Here is an 18256-nt window from a genome sequence, read left to right on the forward strand (position 1 = left end):
TGTGGAGCGATCATTCCGGGTTGGGTCGTAAAAAAACCGGCCTGAGCCGGTTCGTTTGCTGCGGGAGGTTATTTACTGCATGCAGGAAGCCAGTCGGCCTCACTGTCCTCATGCAGCGTGAGATTAGTTTGTATGCCGTTATTCGTCCGGCGCTTTAGCAGTACACGCTCATACTCTTTCAGCGTCTGCGGCACCGCCTGGCCGAAAGCCGTCAGGCTGAGCGGGTGCTGATGACCGCGCGACTCCATGAATGACAGGTAGGCATGATAGAGATAGCGCTTCGGGTTCAGCGGGCGAATATTGGCGTTACCAATAAACAGCCCGTTTGGCGTGCTCAGCGGCATCAGGTATCCACAGAAATCAACCAGCGGATCGGCCTGTCGTTTGATATCCAGCGCCTCACCGGAAGTCTGCTGCGCCTGTAGCAGCGTGCGGGCTTCCTCTGGCTGACTAAAACGCTGCATCAGGTGGCGTACGATGACGGCCAGCTCGGTGCTGATTTTGTCCAGCAACTGCGGGTCACGCTCTTTTGCCGGTATCACTTCCGGGAACGTCAGAATTACCCGGCGGCGCGACACGCCGCCGCTGCGATCGCTGAAGCGCATTGGGTTGTTGTTTACTGCCAGAATCACCGCCGGGATGTGAGTTGAATAGGCGTCACGGTATTTCGGATCGATTGCCACCGCATCGCCGCCGGTAATCGCCTTTATGCCCGCGCCGTCGCCGCTCCACTTTTCCTGGTCAGGAAGAATAATCAGCGAGAAACCCACCACGCTGGCGCGTTCGCGCGATGATTCCAGCGTGTCGATAGTGGCGGACGTGGTGTTGTCTTTTCCGGCCAGCAGAGTGGCTATCGAGGCCATGACGCTTTTACCACTGCCGCCGGGGCCGGTGACTTCGAGAAACATTTGCCAGTCATAGCGGTTTGCCAGCACCATAAATAACGCCGCGAGAATGCGCTCCTGCTTGTCGTGATTATGCCCGGCGGCCCGCGTTAACCAGCGCCAGAAAGTCGGGGCGTGGTCTGCGAGGTTTTCACCCGGACGCGGGGCGGTATAGTCCACGCTGTTAACGGTGCGCAGCCAGTGCTCGCGGCGGTGCGGACTGAACGTGCCGGTAGCGGTATCAAACACGCCGTTACTGAAGCCGATCAGGCGGCGGGACGGTTCGCCCATCTGCGGCACCATCAGCTTGAGCGTGTCCAGCACGCTGCCGATACCGGCGGCCGAGAATGGTGCTCGCACCTTCTGAAACAGCGCGGCGATTTCCCGGCGAAGCGTCTTCGCCTCCATGACATGCCATGCGCCGTTCTCATAGCGGCAGATTTCCTCCCCGACCGGCGGCACGGCCAGCGCCTCCCCGTAATGGGCGACCAGCAGTTCCGCCTTCTGGCTGGCGCTCATGGCCTTCAGGTCGGCCTCGCTGACGGATTCAAACGGGCTGAGCGGCTGCGGCTGCGTGAAGTCGGTGAGCTGCGCCAGCGTGGCGAAATCGCCCTGTGCCTGCCACACGTCGTTCCAGTCACCTGTAACCGGCGGCAGTGCGGCTCTCCCGCCGCAGGCTTTCGCCGCTTCCTCTGCCTTTAACTGGCCGGTTCCGTTGTCGTCACGGTCGGCGGCAATCAGCATCATCGCATCAGGGTGTGACTCACGCAGCCGCTTTGCCAGTGAGGGCAGGTTATTGGCGCTCAGCGCCACGTATACCGCCTGGCCGGTCAGCCGGTACACGGTCAGGCCGGTTGCGTATCCTTCAGTGAGCCACAGCGTTTTGCCATCCGGCTCGCCTGCCAGCCAGTATGTGCCTTTCACCTGTCCGCCGGGCAGGGTGCGCTTGTCGCCTGCGGCGCTGATGAGCTGCACGTTTACGGCCGTACCGTTTTCGCCGGTCAGCGGGATGAGCACATCCCCGGTGGCAAAGCTGATGCCACCACAGCGCAGCGCATCAGCAAGTGTGAGCGCCTGTATACCGTGCAGCCCTTTTGATGAAAGGTAGGCGTTGTCCGTGCGGCTGACGGCGGCGGTGATAAGCGCCTGCGCCCGTGCGGCTGCGTCTGCCTGCGCGCGGTTTTTGTTTGCGGCTTCATCATGCATAACCGGGGCTGACTCCGGCAGCGTGCCGAGCATTCCGGCCACCTTCATGGCGGCCTCTTTAGCGCTGAGACTGAGCGCCTTTTCCACCAGGTTAAGGCCGTCACCGGCCCCGCACTGGTTACAGAGCCACGTTCCGCGCCCGTTCTGATTGTCAAAACGAAAGCGGTCTTTGCCGCCGCACGCCGGGCAGGCTCCGTGCCGCCCTCCGTCGAGCACGCTGATACCGAGGGCAGGCAGAAGCTGCGGCCAGAATCCGGTGGCCGCCTTTACGGTGTCAGAGACGATATGTTTCATCTGCATGTTCTCCCTTAGTGCAGCGTGATGCGGCTTGCGGCCGCAAGCTGGCTGCGGAAAAGTTCATCCATCATGGTGACGCCGAGCTGCGTCAGGCGCGGCGGTGCGGTCAGCAGGTCCGGTTCAACCATATCGCCCAGCATGGTGCAGGCCATTTCCATGCCTGCATCAGGGCCGTGACGGCGCACATAGAAGCCTTCCAGCTCAAGGGCGATGGTCATCTGAAGCTCATCGAGCGTCGCTGACACGGTGATGCCGAGGTTTTTGCAGGCATTCAGGTAGCCCTGCGCCAGCGCGCGGCGGTAAACGGCGGTGCGTACCTCAACAGGCAGGCAGGAGTGATTAACGGTCATCATGGCGGGCCTCCGTGGCTAACATGCGGGATTCACAGGTTTCAACAACTTTACCGAGCTGGTCGGTGAGCAGGGCGACGACCGAGGCAAGCGCCGCGCCGTCCGGGACGCAGCCGCGCGCGCTCAGGCAGTTCACCGAGTCGAACATATCGAGCACGGTCACGCCGACCGTGTGCGCGTGCAGCAGACGCAGATAGTCAGCGTGGGGGATGGGGTAGGTGTCATGGTTATTCAGGTGTTGAGAAAGGGTGTTCATGCCGCCACCACCTTAACCGGCAGGCGACCGGCAAAGGACAGCACGTAATCGCGGACGAGGCTGGCGCGGGCGCTGCGCTCATCGCCTGCTACAGTACGCAGCATGCAGGGACGGCCAGCGGCATCAGTGCGGCGCACGGCGGCAAAAATAAAGGTGAATTGAGAGTGAGCGGCAGTAAGGACCGTTGTCATGAGGACAATCTCCATCGAGTAGCGGTTACTGCTACCACCGGAGTTCCTACGCTCATGGGTGGTAGCCCGGACGGGGGTAGGAATACCGGCCTCAATGGATACCGGCCAGCCCGAAGGCTGCCCCGCCCGGGCCACCATTACGCAGACGGCGCAACGGCGAAAGAACCGTTGCCCGGATAATGGGTGCACTGAGGCATAGACACAAAAAAAGACGCATGGCGCGTCTGGTGTCGCCATTGAGTAACACGGGTTCCTACGCCCGGCTGCCGATTTTGCGGCAGCACAAAAACTGTATAACGGCCGCTCGCCAGAGAAAAGCCTTTTTTCACACATCGGGGCGATTTCCTCAGCAACCGGTCAGGACGTGATCGGATTGCGGCGGATTTGATCGGAATTGCCCGTTCTCTTTCTCCCCCCGCTGTCTGGCAGGCTTCGCTTTTTTACCCATAACGGAAATGTGACCGCGTATTCCGCTGGTAAAGGGCGTTGCGGTTACTGGGCTGCCGTCAGGCTTTCTGCGACAAAGGCGGCTTTTTCGCGAGTGAGCGGACAGGTTTTCGTGCCGACATTCAGCGTAATCATGCTGTACCTCCGGCGCGCTGTGCGATGCGGGCCTGCATCCAGCCGTCAATCTCTGACGCCAGCCAGGCGACGTTTTTACCGCCGAGGGAAATCTGCGACGGGAACTGCTCACGGCTGATTAAGTCGTAAATGGTCGAGCGTGAGAGGCCGCACGTGCTGATGACTTCCGGCAGTCGCATAAAGCGGTCGCGCGGGTAAACGGCATCGCGGATTACGGGAATGGCAGGGGCTGGTACGGATGAAACTGCGTGCATGGTGTTACCTCATTATGAGTCCGGCCGGTGCTGTCCGGTTCCGGTGGTGTCTTCAGGTAACCCCCTATTCTGGTTATATTTCTGGTGAAGTAAACAACCCCCTGACTGCTGAAAAATGAGCAAAAAGCACTTCTCTTACCTCCTGTTTGCCTTTGTTTGCCAACGTTTGCCTTTTAAGAGCTTTCAGCGATTAAAAAGCTTTTATTAATAGAATTAAAATCTGAAAAAGGCTCGCCAGAAAAAAGCTTTTATCTGAGACTGTGTGCACACCTGTGAATACTCAGTGATGACTTAACTTAAAAGTATTCACTGCCTTAATGACTGTATTAATTATCTTTTTTATCTCAGTGAATACCAGTGAACAGTTATATAAGAAATATCATCAGTTAGGGGGCTAACCTGCACCGGTTATGCCCTTGTTTGTTCATCGACAGGCGGAAAGCAATGAAATGCACTGTCCTGTGGTATACGACAGAATGGCCTCATCCTTTACAGACGATGAGAGACAATCATGACCACCCCGGAACAGAAACCTGCATCACTGGAACGCTTTGAGAATGCCCGTGCTGAACATACCGAAAGGATGAAAGCCTATAACTGCATCTGCGCCGATATCGCCCGCTGTGAAAAAGAACAGCAGGCAGCCATCGAGGCAGGGAAAGAAGCCGAGAGCAACTGGCGCACGAGCTTTCGCAACCTGCGAGGCAATCTCACCGACGAGCTGCGCGCCGAACATTCTCAGCGCATCGCCAGCCGTGAACTGGCCGATGAGTTCGGCGGGCTGCTTAAAGAGCTGGCGCTGGATAAGCAGGAGGCGATGCTGAAATGCTGCGGCAGTGGTAAAGAGTATGTTGAATCGCACCTAGAGGCTTTTACCGGGTTCGCGGATGCGCACTGGCAGTCAGCCCTGCGTAACGTAAGTCCGTCGCTGCTTTGGGCCATTAAGCTGCGTATCCACTGTGAAGAACTTTCCCCTACGTTTGCCGGAGACGACCGGGATAGTATTAAGGACGTGGCTTATCTGGTCGGAGAAGCGCTGACGCGGGCGGCGGCTGCTCTGCCAGACAGCATACTAAATGAGGCTCCGCTGCTGGAGAATATTGGTCTGTATCGCCCGCCACTTACTGGTATTGATATGGAGCTTTACCGCCATCCTATGCGCCGCCAGAAGCTGGCTGAATCAATCCGAATGCAGCGTGCAAAGCTTCAGGAGGGCAGCCAGAAATGATGCACTGTCCATACTGCAAAAGCGCGGCACATACCAAATCGAGCCGCTATATGTCAGAGCAGGTGAAAGAGCGGTATCACCAGTGCACTAATCTGGACTGTTCCTGCACCTTCAAGACGAATGAGAGCATTACAAAGGTGATCACCGCACCGCCACAGCCGGAAAAGGTACCGGCGCCACCACCGGAACCAGCAAAAGAACGTCAGACGCTGGGCCGTTACGGCTCAGCATTCCGCCAGGTTCATTAGTGCCGCACAGCCGCTGCCCAACCAGCGGCTTTTTTGTGTCTATGCTTTGTCTTTCTTATGCCCTTTTTCTGGCCAGCCGCCTTCTTAAGAGCAGTGCATACATAGCGTGCATGGATCTGCATACGAAATCATGTACCACTTTCCCCCGTTCAGGCCATACAGAGCGCGGCCCGGCCCTTAGTATTCACCTGCATGAAAAGCGATGCATAAAGCGGGCAGGCGTGGCGGGGATAGCATTGCGCGCTAAATATCTTTTGGCAAAATGCGTGCCTTATCAAAGGAAAAGGCAATCACCATAAATCGTTAGCCTGAGGGCAAAAAAATCATGTTGATAAATGCTTAAAATCTATCTTTTCAGTCAATTCTTATTGTATAAATGTAATAGTTTAATTTTTTTTAACTGTTTATATGTACAGGTAAGGTGACATGACTCAAGAAAAAATGGATGAAAGCGATGGTGGAGGAGTTGGCGCTAAAAAAGGTTTTTTATACCAAGATTTAGCTGCGGCCTTATACTTATCTCAGATGCTATTTGATAAAAAATTAAAAAAAATACGCTGTGAGGTGACAGATGATATCGATTTAGTATATGAAGAGTATACAGAATTTGTACAAGTTAAAACGACAAAGAGTGAAAAGTCTTGGACTTTAGATGAGTTATCAAAAGAATCAGAAAAAAATAAACAAGATTCAATATTACATAAATCACTAGAATGCGATAAAACCGCAAACTTATTATCTCGCTTTAGGATCCTAACACCAAGAGGAGTGAATGCTAAATTATGTTTTTTAAGTATAGAAAGGCATAAAAGAGAAGATAAAAGTGGACGAGATGACATTATTTTATCTATACAAAAAAAATTAAAGAAATATACTAGTGCTAATGGTAATGCTGCTGAATATTGGGTGGATAATTTTTGGTGGGAAATTATAGGTTCAGAGAAAGAATTAGAGCTTCTTTTGCTTTCAAATATAAGGAGGTCTGCAATTGATAGAAACGTTTATTTGAACCCACGCGAAGAGTTTCAGATCATGTGCTCAATGGTGTATACATTAAATAAAAAGAGTGCAGTATCTAGAAAATTAAAAACTATAGATGATAAATCATATTCCCGAGAGGATTTTATAACATGGTTTGAAGATGAATTAAAATTTGTACCGGCTGATGGTAGATCGTATAAGAAAATATATCCAACTAAATTCGACAATACTTTTTCTATATTGCAAGAAATGGAGGAGACATATTATTGTGATAAAATGAAACTATTGCAGGGTAAGTTGTTTTATCAAACTTATAATAGGGGGAATTATAACTTCAAGCATATTGCTAATAGTATATATAACTGGTTACCGGAGGTTTTATTATCTCCAGATGAGTTAGATACCATAAATGGATTTTCCTTTTATGAAACTTTCCAGAGGTTTTCAAGTAAAATTGATTTTGAAGATAAAGAATTAGACTCGCTTACTGCACGAACCATGCTGCATTCAATTATAAGAACAAAAAAACATAGTCAGCCAATAATTTCAGCTGAGATTTACTCGGCTCGTAATATTTATGACAATGTACATATTGTCATAAAGAATCATGAACCAGATGAGTTATGGATTGGCTTCAATTGTATTATAAGAGATGATAACATAATGGCGGCATTTGAAGGTTCTTTGTCTTTATTATTGAATTTCATTGATGACTTTGCCATACATAAGAAAGTAATATTGAATGCAAAAAAAGATCCTTATCTTCTAAAACACGACATCAATGAGATTTTAAATTCTAGCGAAACTTTTGATAGCTTGATGGGGAGGATAAATATTGTTTTATTTTTTGGGTACAAGACGGCTGCTCAACCCTTAGTTTATGATGCCAGTAGGGACCAAAGCTACATAGAAAATATGATGGAGGAGGTAAAAAATCATATTTTAAACATGTCAGCAGTAATGCAAAAAGAGAAGTTTTTAAACAATATCAATGCTAATCTATTTGTTTTCCCGGCTCCATGTGTTGACACTATGATAAGTAATATAAAGTCTGGCATTTATAAGGTTGATAGCCATGAATGATATTGTAACCGGTCCAGAAAGAAATAATAAGGCTTTCTTATATCTAAAGGAGGCTAACAATCTTCTAAATGATACCTCAACAGTGAACGAAGGGCGGGACATGGTTGTCAGAGCGCTCGATAGAAGAAGTGAATTTGAGAACTTTGATAATATATTAAAGCAATTGGTTAGAAAAAGTGGGTTATTACCTTACTTAAAAAGTGAGTTTGAGTCATTAGACTACGGAGATAAAATTGCTATTGAATTTTTTAAACCGATTAATCAGGATGAGTATGTTTTTCATTCCATGCAATACAAAATATATGATCTCTTAATAAAAGGGAAGAATATAATTTTGAGTGCACCTACAAGCATGGGGAAAAGTGCTATTGTAGATGCTTTAATTTATTCAGGAAAATTCAACAAAATTTTAATAATTGTTCCCACAATAGCCTTAATTGATGAAACCAGAAAAAGAATTCAAAAAAAATTTTCATCTGATTATGAGGTAATTCATCATAGTATTCAGGTTGCAACTAAAGAAAAGATAATATACATCTTAACTCAGGAAAGATTCAATGAAAGAGAGGATGTCAAGGATTTAGATCTTTTTGTAATAGACGAGTTCTATAAACTTTCTTTTAAGAAAGATACTGAAGATGAGCGCGTTATAGCTTTAAACGTTGCATTAAGCAGGCTTCTGAAAATTTCGAAACAGTTTTATATGATAGGCCCATCTATTGATGAAGTTAGAGGCATAGGGACAATAACTCCTGAATATTATTTCATATCAACGAACTTTAGCACAGTTGCTGTAAATGTTCATGAGTATAATATAAGTGCGAATGATAAGGATAATAAAAATAAAACTCTTATTGAAATTTTGAGAAAATATAAAGGGCAGACAATTATATATTGTCGATCTTCAGTTAGTGCTAAAAGAATCGTTAATGAGTTAATCTCAGCAGGCATTGGTAATACAGCTGAGAATCCTTATTCAAAATGGATAAAGGATGAGTACTTACCAGAATGGGATTATTCAATAGCTATTAGCAATAGTATTGGTATACACCATGGTAATTTACCTAGGGCAATTCAGCAAAAAACGATAGACTTGTTTAATAATGGTTTTCTAAATATAATTATATGCACCTCAACTATTATAGAGGGTGTCAATACCACTGCCGAAAATGTTATTATATATGATAATAGAAACGGAAGCATGTCCATCGATAAATTTACGCATAATAATATCAAAGGTCGTGCAGGAAGGATGCGCTCTCATTTCGTAGGGAATGTTTTTTGTCTTGAAAGCGTCCCTGCTGAAAATATAAGTTCCCAAACAGTCGAAGTTCCTATTGGAATTCAGAACTCAGGGTCTTCACTTAATCTTTTACTTGGTATGCAGGCTGAGCACCTTAGCGAAGAGTCTACAAAAAGGTTAACAGATTTTATTAATGGTAATATCGTTCCTTTAGATATTTTAAGAAAACATGTAACTTATAGTTATGAAAAGATATTGACGCTTTATAATGCTATAATGACATTGAGAGAAGATTATTTCAGAGAGCTTATTTTTAATAGAATACCAAGTTCTAAAGGTATGTTATTAATATGCAGAGCTTTAATATCTGTTGAGAGTGCCTCTCTTAGGAGCTGTTCTATCAGAGATGATGAGGAAGCGCTCAAAGGGCGACTTTCAAGCTATATTATGTCAGGAAGCTTTACTGAGTACTTGAAAAGGCAGCTATTGTGGGTAAATGAAAATTATGATGAAGTGTCTGATGGTGTTAGCAATGAGTTGAAGATAGTGAGGGTACTATATAAATATACAATACCTAAATTCTTATCATTATTATGGGATATTGTTGAATACAGATGCATAGAAACTAATAACTTAAGTCCTGCAGGGTATAGTTATCTTATATCAATATTTGAAAATATGCATCTTCACCCAAATCTCTCCATATTTGAAGAGATGGGAGTTCCTATACAAATTCTAGATAAGATTAGTAGCCATTATGATGCGGATTTAAGTTTTGAAGAGATATATTCAAGTATAAAAAACAATCGTATACCTAAAGTACTAACTGAATTTGAGCGTGATTTCTTGATTAAGGCTTTAGAATAGATTTCTTTTTATGGGAGCTTTGTTGCGGGCTTTAACCTATGGGATCCTGCAACAAAGCCTCAGCCATAAGGGTCAGTTTAGGGGTCTTTGTATTTTTCAATCTTTACATAACCCCTATTTATCAGTAAGTTGAATTTGTTTGGCGAGTCCGGCCTTCGCACCAATTATGCAATCAAGTCACCCAAGGGTGGCTTTTTTTGTGCCTGAAATCCGCGCCACACAAGGCTTTCCACGATTTTCTCCTCAACTGAAGTCAACCTAACTCAATCCACATCAACCAGCTTGTGAGTATACTAATGAGTATATTTGCCGATTCGATATTGCTTGTATACTCACGAAATACCAATGGAAGGAGGACCATTATGGCCCTAACGGATACTAAAGTTCGTTCTGCAAAACCGGAGGAGAAAGAGTATTTACTTGTTGACGGTGACGGCATGTTTTTACTTGTAAAACCTAACGGTTCCAAGTATTGGCGATTTCGTTTCCGTTTTGGCGGTAAACAGCATTTGATGGCGTTCGGTGTCTATCCTGAAATTTCACTGGCGGATGCCAGGAAGAAAAGGGAAGAGGCCAGAAGGTTGGTAGCTGCTGGTATCGATCCTCGTGAGCATAAACGTGCTGTGAAAGAAGAGCAGGCGAAAGAGATTATTACTTTCGAGAAGGTTGCCAGAGAGTGGCTCGTGACCAACCAAAAATGGTCGGAAAATCATGCTAATCGCGTAAAAAAGAGTTTAGAGGACAATATCTTCCCGGCAATTGGTGCTCGCAATATTGCTGAATTGGGTACCCGCTATCTGTTAATTCCCATTAAAGCCGTCGAGACATCTGGCCGTCTTGAAGTGGCCTCCCGTCTTCTGATCCTACCCTCGAATAGTGGACACGAGACTAAGTGAGGAAACTCTCAACCAGAGGTGACTCACATGACAAAAACAGTATCAACCAGCAAAAAGCCCCGTAAACAGCATTCCCCTGAATTTCGCAGTGAAGCCCTGAAACTGGCTGAATGCATCGGTGTTGCTGCCGCTGCCCGTGAACTCAGCCTGTATGAATCGCAACTTTATAACTGGCGCAGTAAACAGCAGCAACAGCTCTCATCCTCTGAGCGTGAAAATGAACTCGCTGCTGAAAATGCTCGTCTCAAACGCCAGCTGGCGTTTGAGACGAGGAGCTGCCATTCCCCAAAAGGCCACGACATACTTCGCGAAGCGCCTGAAATGAAGTATGTCTTTATTGAAAAACATCAGGCTGAGTTCAGCATCAAAGCCATGTGTCGCGTCCTCCGGGTGGCCCGCAGCGGCTGGTATGCGTGGGCTCAGCGGCGTGCGAGGCTAAACTCACGCCAGCAGTTCCGTCTGAGTTGTGACAGCGCCGTGCACGAGGCTTTTCACCGGGCAAAACAGCGCTAAGACGCACCGCGCCTGACCGATGAACTGCATGCTCAGGGTTACCGCTTCAGCGTGAAAACCGTGGCAGCCAGCCTGCGTCGTCAGGGGCTTCGGGCGAAAGCTTCACGGAAGTTCAGCCCGGTCAGTTACCGCGAGCATGACCTGCCGGTGTCGGAGAACCTGCTGAAGCAGGATTTTTACGCCAGCGGTCCAAACCAGAAATGGTCGGGTGACATCACCTACTTACGTACTGATGAAGGCTGGCTATATCTGGCTGTCGTCATCGATCTGTGGTCACGTGCTGTTATCGGCTGGTCAATGTCATCGCGGATGACGGCACAGCTGGCCTGCGATGCGCTACAGATGGCGTCGTGGCGACGTAAGCGCCCGGAAAATGTCATCGTTCACACCGATCGTGGTGGGCAGTACTGCTCAGCGGATTATCAGGCGCTACTGAAGCGGCATAACCTGCGCGGTAGCATAAGTGCAAAGGGTTGTTGTTACGATAATGTCTGTGCAGAAAGCTTCTTCCACTCACTGAAAGTCGAATGTATCCACGGTGAACGCTTTATCAGCCGGGAAATGATGCGGACGACGGTGTTTAATTATATCGAGTGTGATTACAATCGGTGGCGTCGCCACAGTGCCTGTGGCGGACTCAGCCCGGAACAATTTGAAACTCTGAATCTCGCTTAGGACCGTGTCTACATTACGTGGGTAGGATCATTAGTTCTATAGTGTGCAATACAAGAATAATACTAATAACCGAAAGTAATGGAGCTGTAATACCACTTATGTAAGATCCAAAGTTACCCCAATCATCTGAAAGATGTGAAAATCCATTTTGAAATACAAGAAGATAAGGGGCTAATGGTATTATAGCTATAATACAGAGCACAAGGATTTTTAACTTAATGTTTTCCATTGTTTAACTCTTTCACTTGTGTGAATAATTATTTATTTGAAGGCTTACCTCCAAATAAAATTAAGATAAATGAAAGCTTGACAATGCCGACTGTATGTCTGGAAAATTATGATGCTTTTCTTTTAATTCTCTCACTTTTTTAACAACACCTTTAAATTTCATCTGTAATGCTTTATCGGGAACTATTACATCTAAATCTCTTAATATTGCTAAATTAATATTTTTTTGTGCCACTTCTGGTGCTGTTTCCTCTAATTGTTTTTGCAAGAAACCTAACCAATGCTGAATAAATTCTACTTCGACGTGTTGGTTAGGCTGAAAGCCAACAACACTGTCTGGAAAACAAGCATCAAACGTTAATATTCCAGTTTTGGCGATATTGGCCGCTATTGTTATACATAGAGTGCCCTTTTTCCACATTTTACTTTGTGCTAATCCAATATCTGAATATGTGCTAAAATACTCAGTGATATAGCCACCAGAGTTTGCAACATCTCCAGTTTGAATCAATGGGTGAATACCGCCTAATAATTCGGGGGCATTCCTTGGTCTATGTTTTGACTTTCCTCGGTCCATTGTTCCGACTTCGGAAAATTTCATCCTCTGCCATTCTTTAGGGTTTTCAACAGGATCGCCAAACATCTCCAAAAACGTAGCACGCAAAAAATCATCAGCCAATTTGATAGCTTGCTCGCGTTTTTGGCGTATACCATCGGCTTTATCAAGAATAGCTACGATGCGTTTTTGCTCACTTAACTGTAACGGATACTTAATATTTTTTTCTTTCAGGAATTTAAAGTGCCTACTATATCCCGCTGACGGAATATCTAAATTTTTTAAAAAATAAAAAAGATATTTTTCACTTAACCCCTTTATTGGCTTAAGAACTTTTACCCCATCAGCTCCAAGAGCAAATGGGGTATCAACATACTTTAATACTCTGGTATGATCGCCAAAAATGATACATGGTAGCTCGATATTACATAAAAGCTCTTTAGAGTCTGTATAACCACTGCAAAAGTTGCTTCCTTGATCAATAATTGGATACCTTCCTTCCATAAGGTAATCTTTACTTGCTACCTTAGGATTTCCTGAAGTAAGGTCTTTTACAACACTACAAAAATCTTTCTCGACAAATCCTACTAAATTACTGTCAATCACAGCATCCCCTCCAGCTCATTCAGATCCGCCAGAATCTCATTTTCCAGATCTTTTAACCGTTTCAGTATCACTTTCGGATCTTCATATTCCTCCGCCTGATATACCACCTCTTTATAACGATTAATAGAGAGATCGTATTTCTGCGCCGCAATATCCTCTTTTGGTACTACAAACGCCGCCTGAGTGCGATCTTTAAAATCAACACCAGCATCCACCCCTTCCGGATATTGCTGCTTTAGCAACGAGGCTGATCTCTCGCCCATAAAATTATCAACCGGTAGCCCTCGCAAAATACGGTAATGCTTCCAGCTTGCTAATAAATGCGGCAAATCGTTGTATTTTATTGGGTTACGCTTGTCATCCAAGCTGTAGCCGTCGTTTTGTAGATCGTAGAACCAGACCTCATCCGTTTGGCCGCCTTTGGTAAAGATCAGGATCGCCGTCGCTACACCCGCGTAAGGTTTAAATACGCCGGAAGGCAGGTTGATCACCGCTTCCAGTTGGTTATCTTCCACCAGCGTTTTACGCAGCGACTGGTGCGCTTTGCTGGAACCAAACAATACGCCCTGCGGCACGATAGTGGCACTGCGCCCGCCCACTTTTAACATTTGCAGAATACGCGCCAGGAACAGCAGCTCGGTTTTCTTGGTTTTCACCATCGCTGACAGCGTAGAGTCGATATCTTCCTCATCCAGAGAACCAGTAAACGGCGGGTTCGCCAGAATCAGGTTGAATGCGTTTTTACTGGCCTGCGGGAAGTTGGTACTAAAACTCTGGCTCATGGTGTCCTGATAATGAATATCCGGCTCTTCAACTCCGTGCATAATCAGGTTCATGGCGGCAATACGCAGCATGGTGGTATCAAAGTCGTAACCGTGGAACATGTTATTATCCACATGGTCACGCCACGGCGTGAGCATATCGCCTGTAAAGATTTTCTGCTCTTCCAGTTCGCCACGTTCGTTGGTGCCAATTTCGGTATGAATGGACTCTAGTGAACTGTATTTCTCCAGCAGGTACTCATAACTAGTTGCCAGAAAACCACCGGTACCACAGGCCGGATCACAGATCGTTTCACCACGTGCCGGGTTTGGCTCCATCATTTCAACCATTGTGCGGATAATGTGGCGCGGCGTGCGGAACTGACCGTTGATCCCGGCGGTGGTTAGCTTGCTTAACAGGTATTCGTAGAGATCGCCTTTGGTGTCACCACGATCCAGTGGCAGGTTTTTGATCACCTCCACGGCTTTAGTCAATAACGAGGGTTTGACGATCTCAAGACGAGCATCTTTCATAAAGTTGCCCAGCAGCGTTACCTTCGAATCATCGGCCTGGCCGAGCTGACGGAAATGCTGGAAGACGCCATCGCGCACCACTTCCATCATTTCGTCCGAGCCAAGGTTGCTGTAGTGGCTGAAACGGAACTCCTGCTGCTCAGGAGCAAAGCGCGGTTTAAAATCAATACCCGCGATTTGTTTACGCTTCTCGTCCCGCTGTTCCTGGGTATCCAGCATCCTGGAGTACATCAGGTAGGTGATCTGTTCGATAACGGTCAGCGGGTTTGTGATACCACCCACCCAGAAATCTTCCCACAGTCCGTCGATTTTACTTTTTAAGTCACCGGTGATCATTGTTAATGTCTATAACCTGTTATAAATACAAAAGCCCCGCTGCCGGGGCTTGTCATGTGTGTATTATACCGTCGCTGCGTCGGTCACAACACCTAACTCTTCGACTATCTTTTGCAGCCGGGCGATCTGCTCTATATCCGGGAATACGCCAGTAACGCCTTCGTTGTGGATATGCGTATACGGCTGTTCAAAGAGTTGCCGCATTTCAATGGTGCCGTAATCGCGGATGTGGTTTTTCAGCAGTGACAGGAAACGCAGTTGCTGGCTGGTCAGGCTGTTGTCTGCTGCGAACTGAGCAAAGCGTACTTCCACCGCGTCGCTGTCCATTCCGATGATGGTACGCAAAAGTTTATCCAGGCTGACGGTCGCCTGCGGGTAGAACTCTTTCAGCGCCCGGATATCAACGTTAGGGTTCTGGATCAGCACCAGCTTAGCCAGTTCATCCAGCTCGCTTTGCGTCGCCGGCTCGCCGTTGCGGATTTTCTTCAGCACCGGATTTTGCTGGAACAGCGGCTCCAGCGCTCCCTGAACCTGCTGACGATACAGTTTGAAATCAATTGAGCGGATGTTGGTTTTGCGGGTTTCCGTCTGGATTAGGTTCGCATCTTCGGTAATATCCACCTGTATCGAACCAAATTTTGGCGTCGCATCTTTCTCCATCAGGTGCATTATACCGCGCAGATGAATGCGGATATCCTCCAGCTCTTCCAGGCTGGCTTGCTTCCACCAGCCTAAATCACGAAGTTGATTAATCCGTTGTCCCTGTTGCTGCACCTGAGTCAGATGCGGCGGCAGACGTTCCACTTTCTCGATGATGACCGGCCAGAGCACATCCAGCTCTTCCGGGTTGGTATAACGGGCAGTTTGCGCCGCCAGAATATCCATATCAAAGCGCATGGCATCGCTTTGTCCGCGCACGTCCAGCCACTGCATCAGAGGGGCCAGGACAGATAGCAGATCCTGCTGTGTTTTCGGGGAAAGCTGGCGCAGCACTTTTTCATCGCTGTACTGCGCTTTTTGCTGCCACTTTTCCTGCACAGCAATCGACTTTTCATCCAGCGCGTTGATTTGCTCGCGGAGCTGGTGAGCGACTAAATCCACCGCCTGTTTGTCGAACTTACGCTGCGCAGCGGCCCCCAGCATAACCCACGCTTCGAAGCGTTTTTGCGCCAGCGATTTAGTAGCTGTGACTTCGGCCTCTTCGGTATGCAGCTCGTGATACTCAAAGTTTCCCCAGTGATCGAAGATGCGGAATTTCTGTTTATCCAGCGGTTTGCCGTTTTCATCGTAGCCGTAGAGTCCCGAACAGAGGCGCGTGCCACGGCCAATCATTTGCCAGAACTTCACTTTCGATTTGACTGGTTTGGCAAAGACCAGATTCACAATCTCCGGGACATCAATACCAGTGTCGAGCATATCTACAGAGATAGCGATGGTCAGCTCTTTGTTGGTGCTTTCATCCAGCCCTTTAAAATCGTCAATCAGTTGCTCGGCGCGGGGATCGTAGTTGTCGATGACCTGGCAGAAGCGTCCGGCAAACTGCGGGTACATGTCGTCGAACAACTCATTCAGCAACAGCGCGTGTTTATGGTTACGGGCGAAAATAATGGTTTTACCAGGTAGTTGGCCGTCCTGATCTTTCAGGCCGTTTTCCATCAAGTTACGCAAGATATAGCGGTTGGTGTCTTTGTTATAAATTGCCTCATCCAGCGCCTTGCCATCAAATTCCAGCGTATTAGGATCGATACCCTGTTCTTCAAGTTCGCGGATTTGTGCGTCGCTTAATTTCTCCCGTTTGATGCCTTCGCGCAGGAATTCCGTGGTGTGCGTAACAACCTCATAGGGAACCAGATTGTTATCGGCGATGGCATCTTCCAGGCTGTAGTTGGCGGTAGGGATACGTCCTTCACAACCAAACAGGCCGAAAGTGGTTTTACTCACCATGTCGATCGGCGTGGCCGTCAGGCCAATCTGGAGGGCATCAAAATACTTAAACAGGTCGCCGTAGACGTTGTAGATAGAGCGGTGGGATTCATCGGCGATAATCAAATCGAAATAACCAACATCAAAATGGTCCATGATTTTCATCATGCCGGGATAGGTGGCGATGTAGATCCTGGCATTCTGCCTGTCTGCTTTCTTCGATTTCCCGACCACATACAGCGGCTCATTGGTGAACTGATTGAAGGCATTCGCCGCCTGTTTACGCAGCTCTTTACGGTCGCAAAGAAACAGGACGCGTTTTACCCAGCGAGCATCAATCATCAGTTTGCTTAGTGCAATTGCCACGCGGGTTTTGCCTGTACCTGTAGCCTGAACAATTAACGATTGTCGGTACTTGTTAGTAAACCGTTCGCTGACGCGGGCAATGGTTTCAAGCTGATACAAACGTCCAGCAACGGCCTTGCCTTCGTTGTCTTTTACATGCGGCACACTGTTCAGTGGCAGACGGGTTTCACGCTGTTGAATAAGATATTGCAGGCTTTCCTTGCTGTAGAAACCAAATACTTGACGCGGGGGATAACCATGAGTTTTATGGTCGTCCCACAGCCAGATATCGTAGCCGTTGGTGTAGAAGATGACCGGACGCTGACCATATTCTTTTTCCAACCAGTCGGCATACAGTCGGGCCTGAATTCGTCCTTGCTCGGCATTGACGCTGGTTTTTTTTGCTTCCACCACCGCCAGCGGTTTATGCGCTTCATCCCACAAGACATAATCCGCATAACCGTCACCGGTTGCAGTAGGTTGTTCTTTAACGGGATGTTCCTGCGTAACCTGATCGGTATTATTAAGCTCTTCACCTACATTCCAGTCGGCGGCAAGCAGGCGAGAGTCAATCAGGCGACGGCGGGTTTCCGCTTCATCAATAGAGAGGATATCTGCAACATGCTGGTTGCGAGCTCTGGCTTCGTTCAGACGTTGAGTAAGGTGTTCGGCCTTTTCCTGCTCTTGCTGTAGTGCGCGTTGTAGCGCCAGTTCGCGCTCGCGGCTTTCATCTTGAGCCCTGATTGCATCTTCCAGACGTTTTTCATCTGCACGGCCTGAAGATTGTGTTAACGGAGGAAGAGAAAATTTGGGGCAGTTTTCAACATTACCGTGGGCGTAGCGAACATACAGCCAGACCCCTAATAAATACGCTTCCTTAAGCAGCCAGTAGGTATCTTTGGCTTTGATACGTCCACCGTGCGCGGCGCGGTTGCCGTGGATACGCAGCGCATCCATTTTCATGATGATGGCTTCCGGCATCATGCTGGTAAACACATCGGCGTTCATTAAATCGTACAGATTCGCCTTGATGCCTTCTGGCAACCGCTCCTGACGATACAACCAGCGCACCATCAATTCAGTGTAGTTGCGCAGCTTAACCAGACAACTTTCCGGGTCAGAGTGAACATAGCGTTCCGCCATACACGCGAGTTCCGCCAGTTCCGGCCACTGGCTACGCAACATTTCAAAATTGAGAGACTGCTCCATCAAT

Annotated in this window: 12 protein-coding genes and 2 pseudogenes; 6 read left to right on the top strand and 8 right to left on the bottom strand. The window is 47.7% G+C overall.

All coding sequences use genetic code 11. From position 1 onward, the window contains the following. Positions 1-68 precede the first annotated feature (68 nt). The 5 genes from AC6I8I_RS02425 to AC6I8I_RS02445 all read right to left on the bottom strand — a co-directional run bounded on the left by AC6I8I_RS02425 (position 69) and on the right by AC6I8I_RS02445 (position 4020). On the bottom strand, positions 69-2384 hold the full coding sequence (locus AC6I8I_RS02425) for a primase-like DNA-binding domain-containing protein (protein ID WP_497828633.1): 2316 nt from the start codon (positions 2382-2384) through the stop codon (positions 69-71). A 14-nt stretch (positions 2385-2398) separates the two neighbouring features. After that, positions 2399-2740: a DUF5375 family protein gene (locus tag AC6I8I_RS02430; RefSeq protein WP_285720155.1), complete on the bottom strand. Its 342-nt coding sequence runs from the start codon at positions 2738-2740 to the stop codon at positions 2399-2401. Further along, positions 2727-2993 (bottom strand): hypothetical protein, encoded by a 267-nt coding sequence (locus tag AC6I8I_RS02435; RefSeq protein WP_019106103.1) that lies wholly within the window; start codon positions 2991-2993, stop codon positions 2727-2729. Before AC6I8I_RS02435 ends, AC6I8I_RS02430 begins: the two co-directional genes overlap by 14 nt. Then, the gene (locus AC6I8I_RS02440) at positions 2990-3517 is read right to left on the bottom strand and encodes a host cell division inhibitor Icd-like protein (RefSeq protein ID WP_497828281.1); all 528 of its coding nucleotides are present in this window, start codon (positions 3515-3517) and stop codon (positions 2990-2992) included. The genes AC6I8I_RS02435 and AC6I8I_RS02440 overlap by 4 nt, the downstream gene beginning before the upstream one ends. Before the next feature lie 245 nt (positions 3518-3762). Next, entirely contained in the window at positions 3763-4020 is a 258-nt protein-coding gene (locus tag AC6I8I_RS02445) for a helix-turn-helix transcriptional regulator (RefSeq protein ID WP_425000382.1), read from the bottom strand. Positions 4021-4531: 511 nt separating this feature from the next. Here AC6I8I_RS02445 and sid point away from each other — a divergent pair. The 6 genes and pseudogenes from sid (at position 4532) to AC6I8I_RS02475 (ending at position 11754) form a co-directional block, all read left to right on the top strand. Continuing rightward, on the top strand, positions 4532-5248 hold the full coding sequence (gene sid / locus AC6I8I_RS02450; RefSeq protein WP_497828282.1) for a capsid size-determining scaffold Sid: 717 nt from the start codon (positions 4532-4534) through the stop codon (positions 5246-5248). Further along, the gene (locus AC6I8I_RS02455) at positions 5245-5496 is read left to right on the top strand and encodes an ogr/Delta-like zinc finger family protein (protein WP_058957585.1); all 252 of its coding nucleotides are present in this window, start codon (positions 5245-5247) and stop codon (positions 5494-5496) included. Before sid ends, AC6I8I_RS02455 begins: the two co-directional genes overlap by 4 nt. 426 nt (positions 5497-5922) lie before the next feature. Then, positions 5923-7560, top strand: a complete 1638-nt coding sequence (locus AC6I8I_RS02460; RefSeq protein ID WP_497828283.1) for a dsDNA nuclease domain-containing protein — start codon at positions 5923-5925, stop codon at positions 7558-7560. Continuing rightward, a complete protein-coding gene (locus tag AC6I8I_RS02465; RefSeq protein WP_497828284.1) occupies positions 7553-9670 on the top strand; it encodes a DEAD/DEAH box helicase in 2118 nt (705 codons plus the stop codon). The genes AC6I8I_RS02460 and AC6I8I_RS02465 overlap by 8 nt, the downstream gene beginning before the upstream one ends. Positions 9671-10032: 362 nt before the next feature. Next, a pseudogene (locus AC6I8I_RS02470) lies at positions 10033-10527 on the top strand (integrase arm-type DNA-binding domain-containing protein); the annotation flags it as partial. A gap of 66 nt (positions 10528-10593) precedes the next feature. Next, a pseudogene (locus tag AC6I8I_RS02475) lies at positions 10594-11754 on the top strand (IS3 family transposase). A gap of 289 nt (positions 11755-12043) precedes the next feature. Here AC6I8I_RS02475 and AC6I8I_RS02480 read toward each other — a convergent pair. From AC6I8I_RS02480 to AC6I8I_RS02490, 3 genes are all read right to left on the bottom strand, one after another. Next, entirely contained in the window at positions 12044-13144 is a 1101-nt protein-coding gene (locus tag AC6I8I_RS02480) for a restriction endonuclease subunit S (protein WP_497828285.1), read from the bottom strand. Continuing rightward, entirely contained in the window at positions 13141-14775 is a 1635-nt protein-coding gene (locus tag AC6I8I_RS02485) for a type I restriction-modification system subunit M (protein ID WP_497828286.1), read from the bottom strand. The genes AC6I8I_RS02480 and AC6I8I_RS02485 overlap by 4 nt, the downstream gene beginning before the upstream one ends. Before the next feature lie 63 nt (positions 14776-14838). Then, positions 14839-18252: a DEAD/DEAH box helicase family protein gene (locus AC6I8I_RS02490; protein ID WP_497828287.1), complete on the bottom strand. Its 3414-nt coding sequence runs from the start codon at positions 18250-18252 to the stop codon at positions 14839-14841. Positions 18253-18256: the final 4 nt, after the last annotated feature.

The sequence above is a fragment of the Pantoea sp. X-Soil-YNGN-775 genome, from assembly GCF_059730575.1.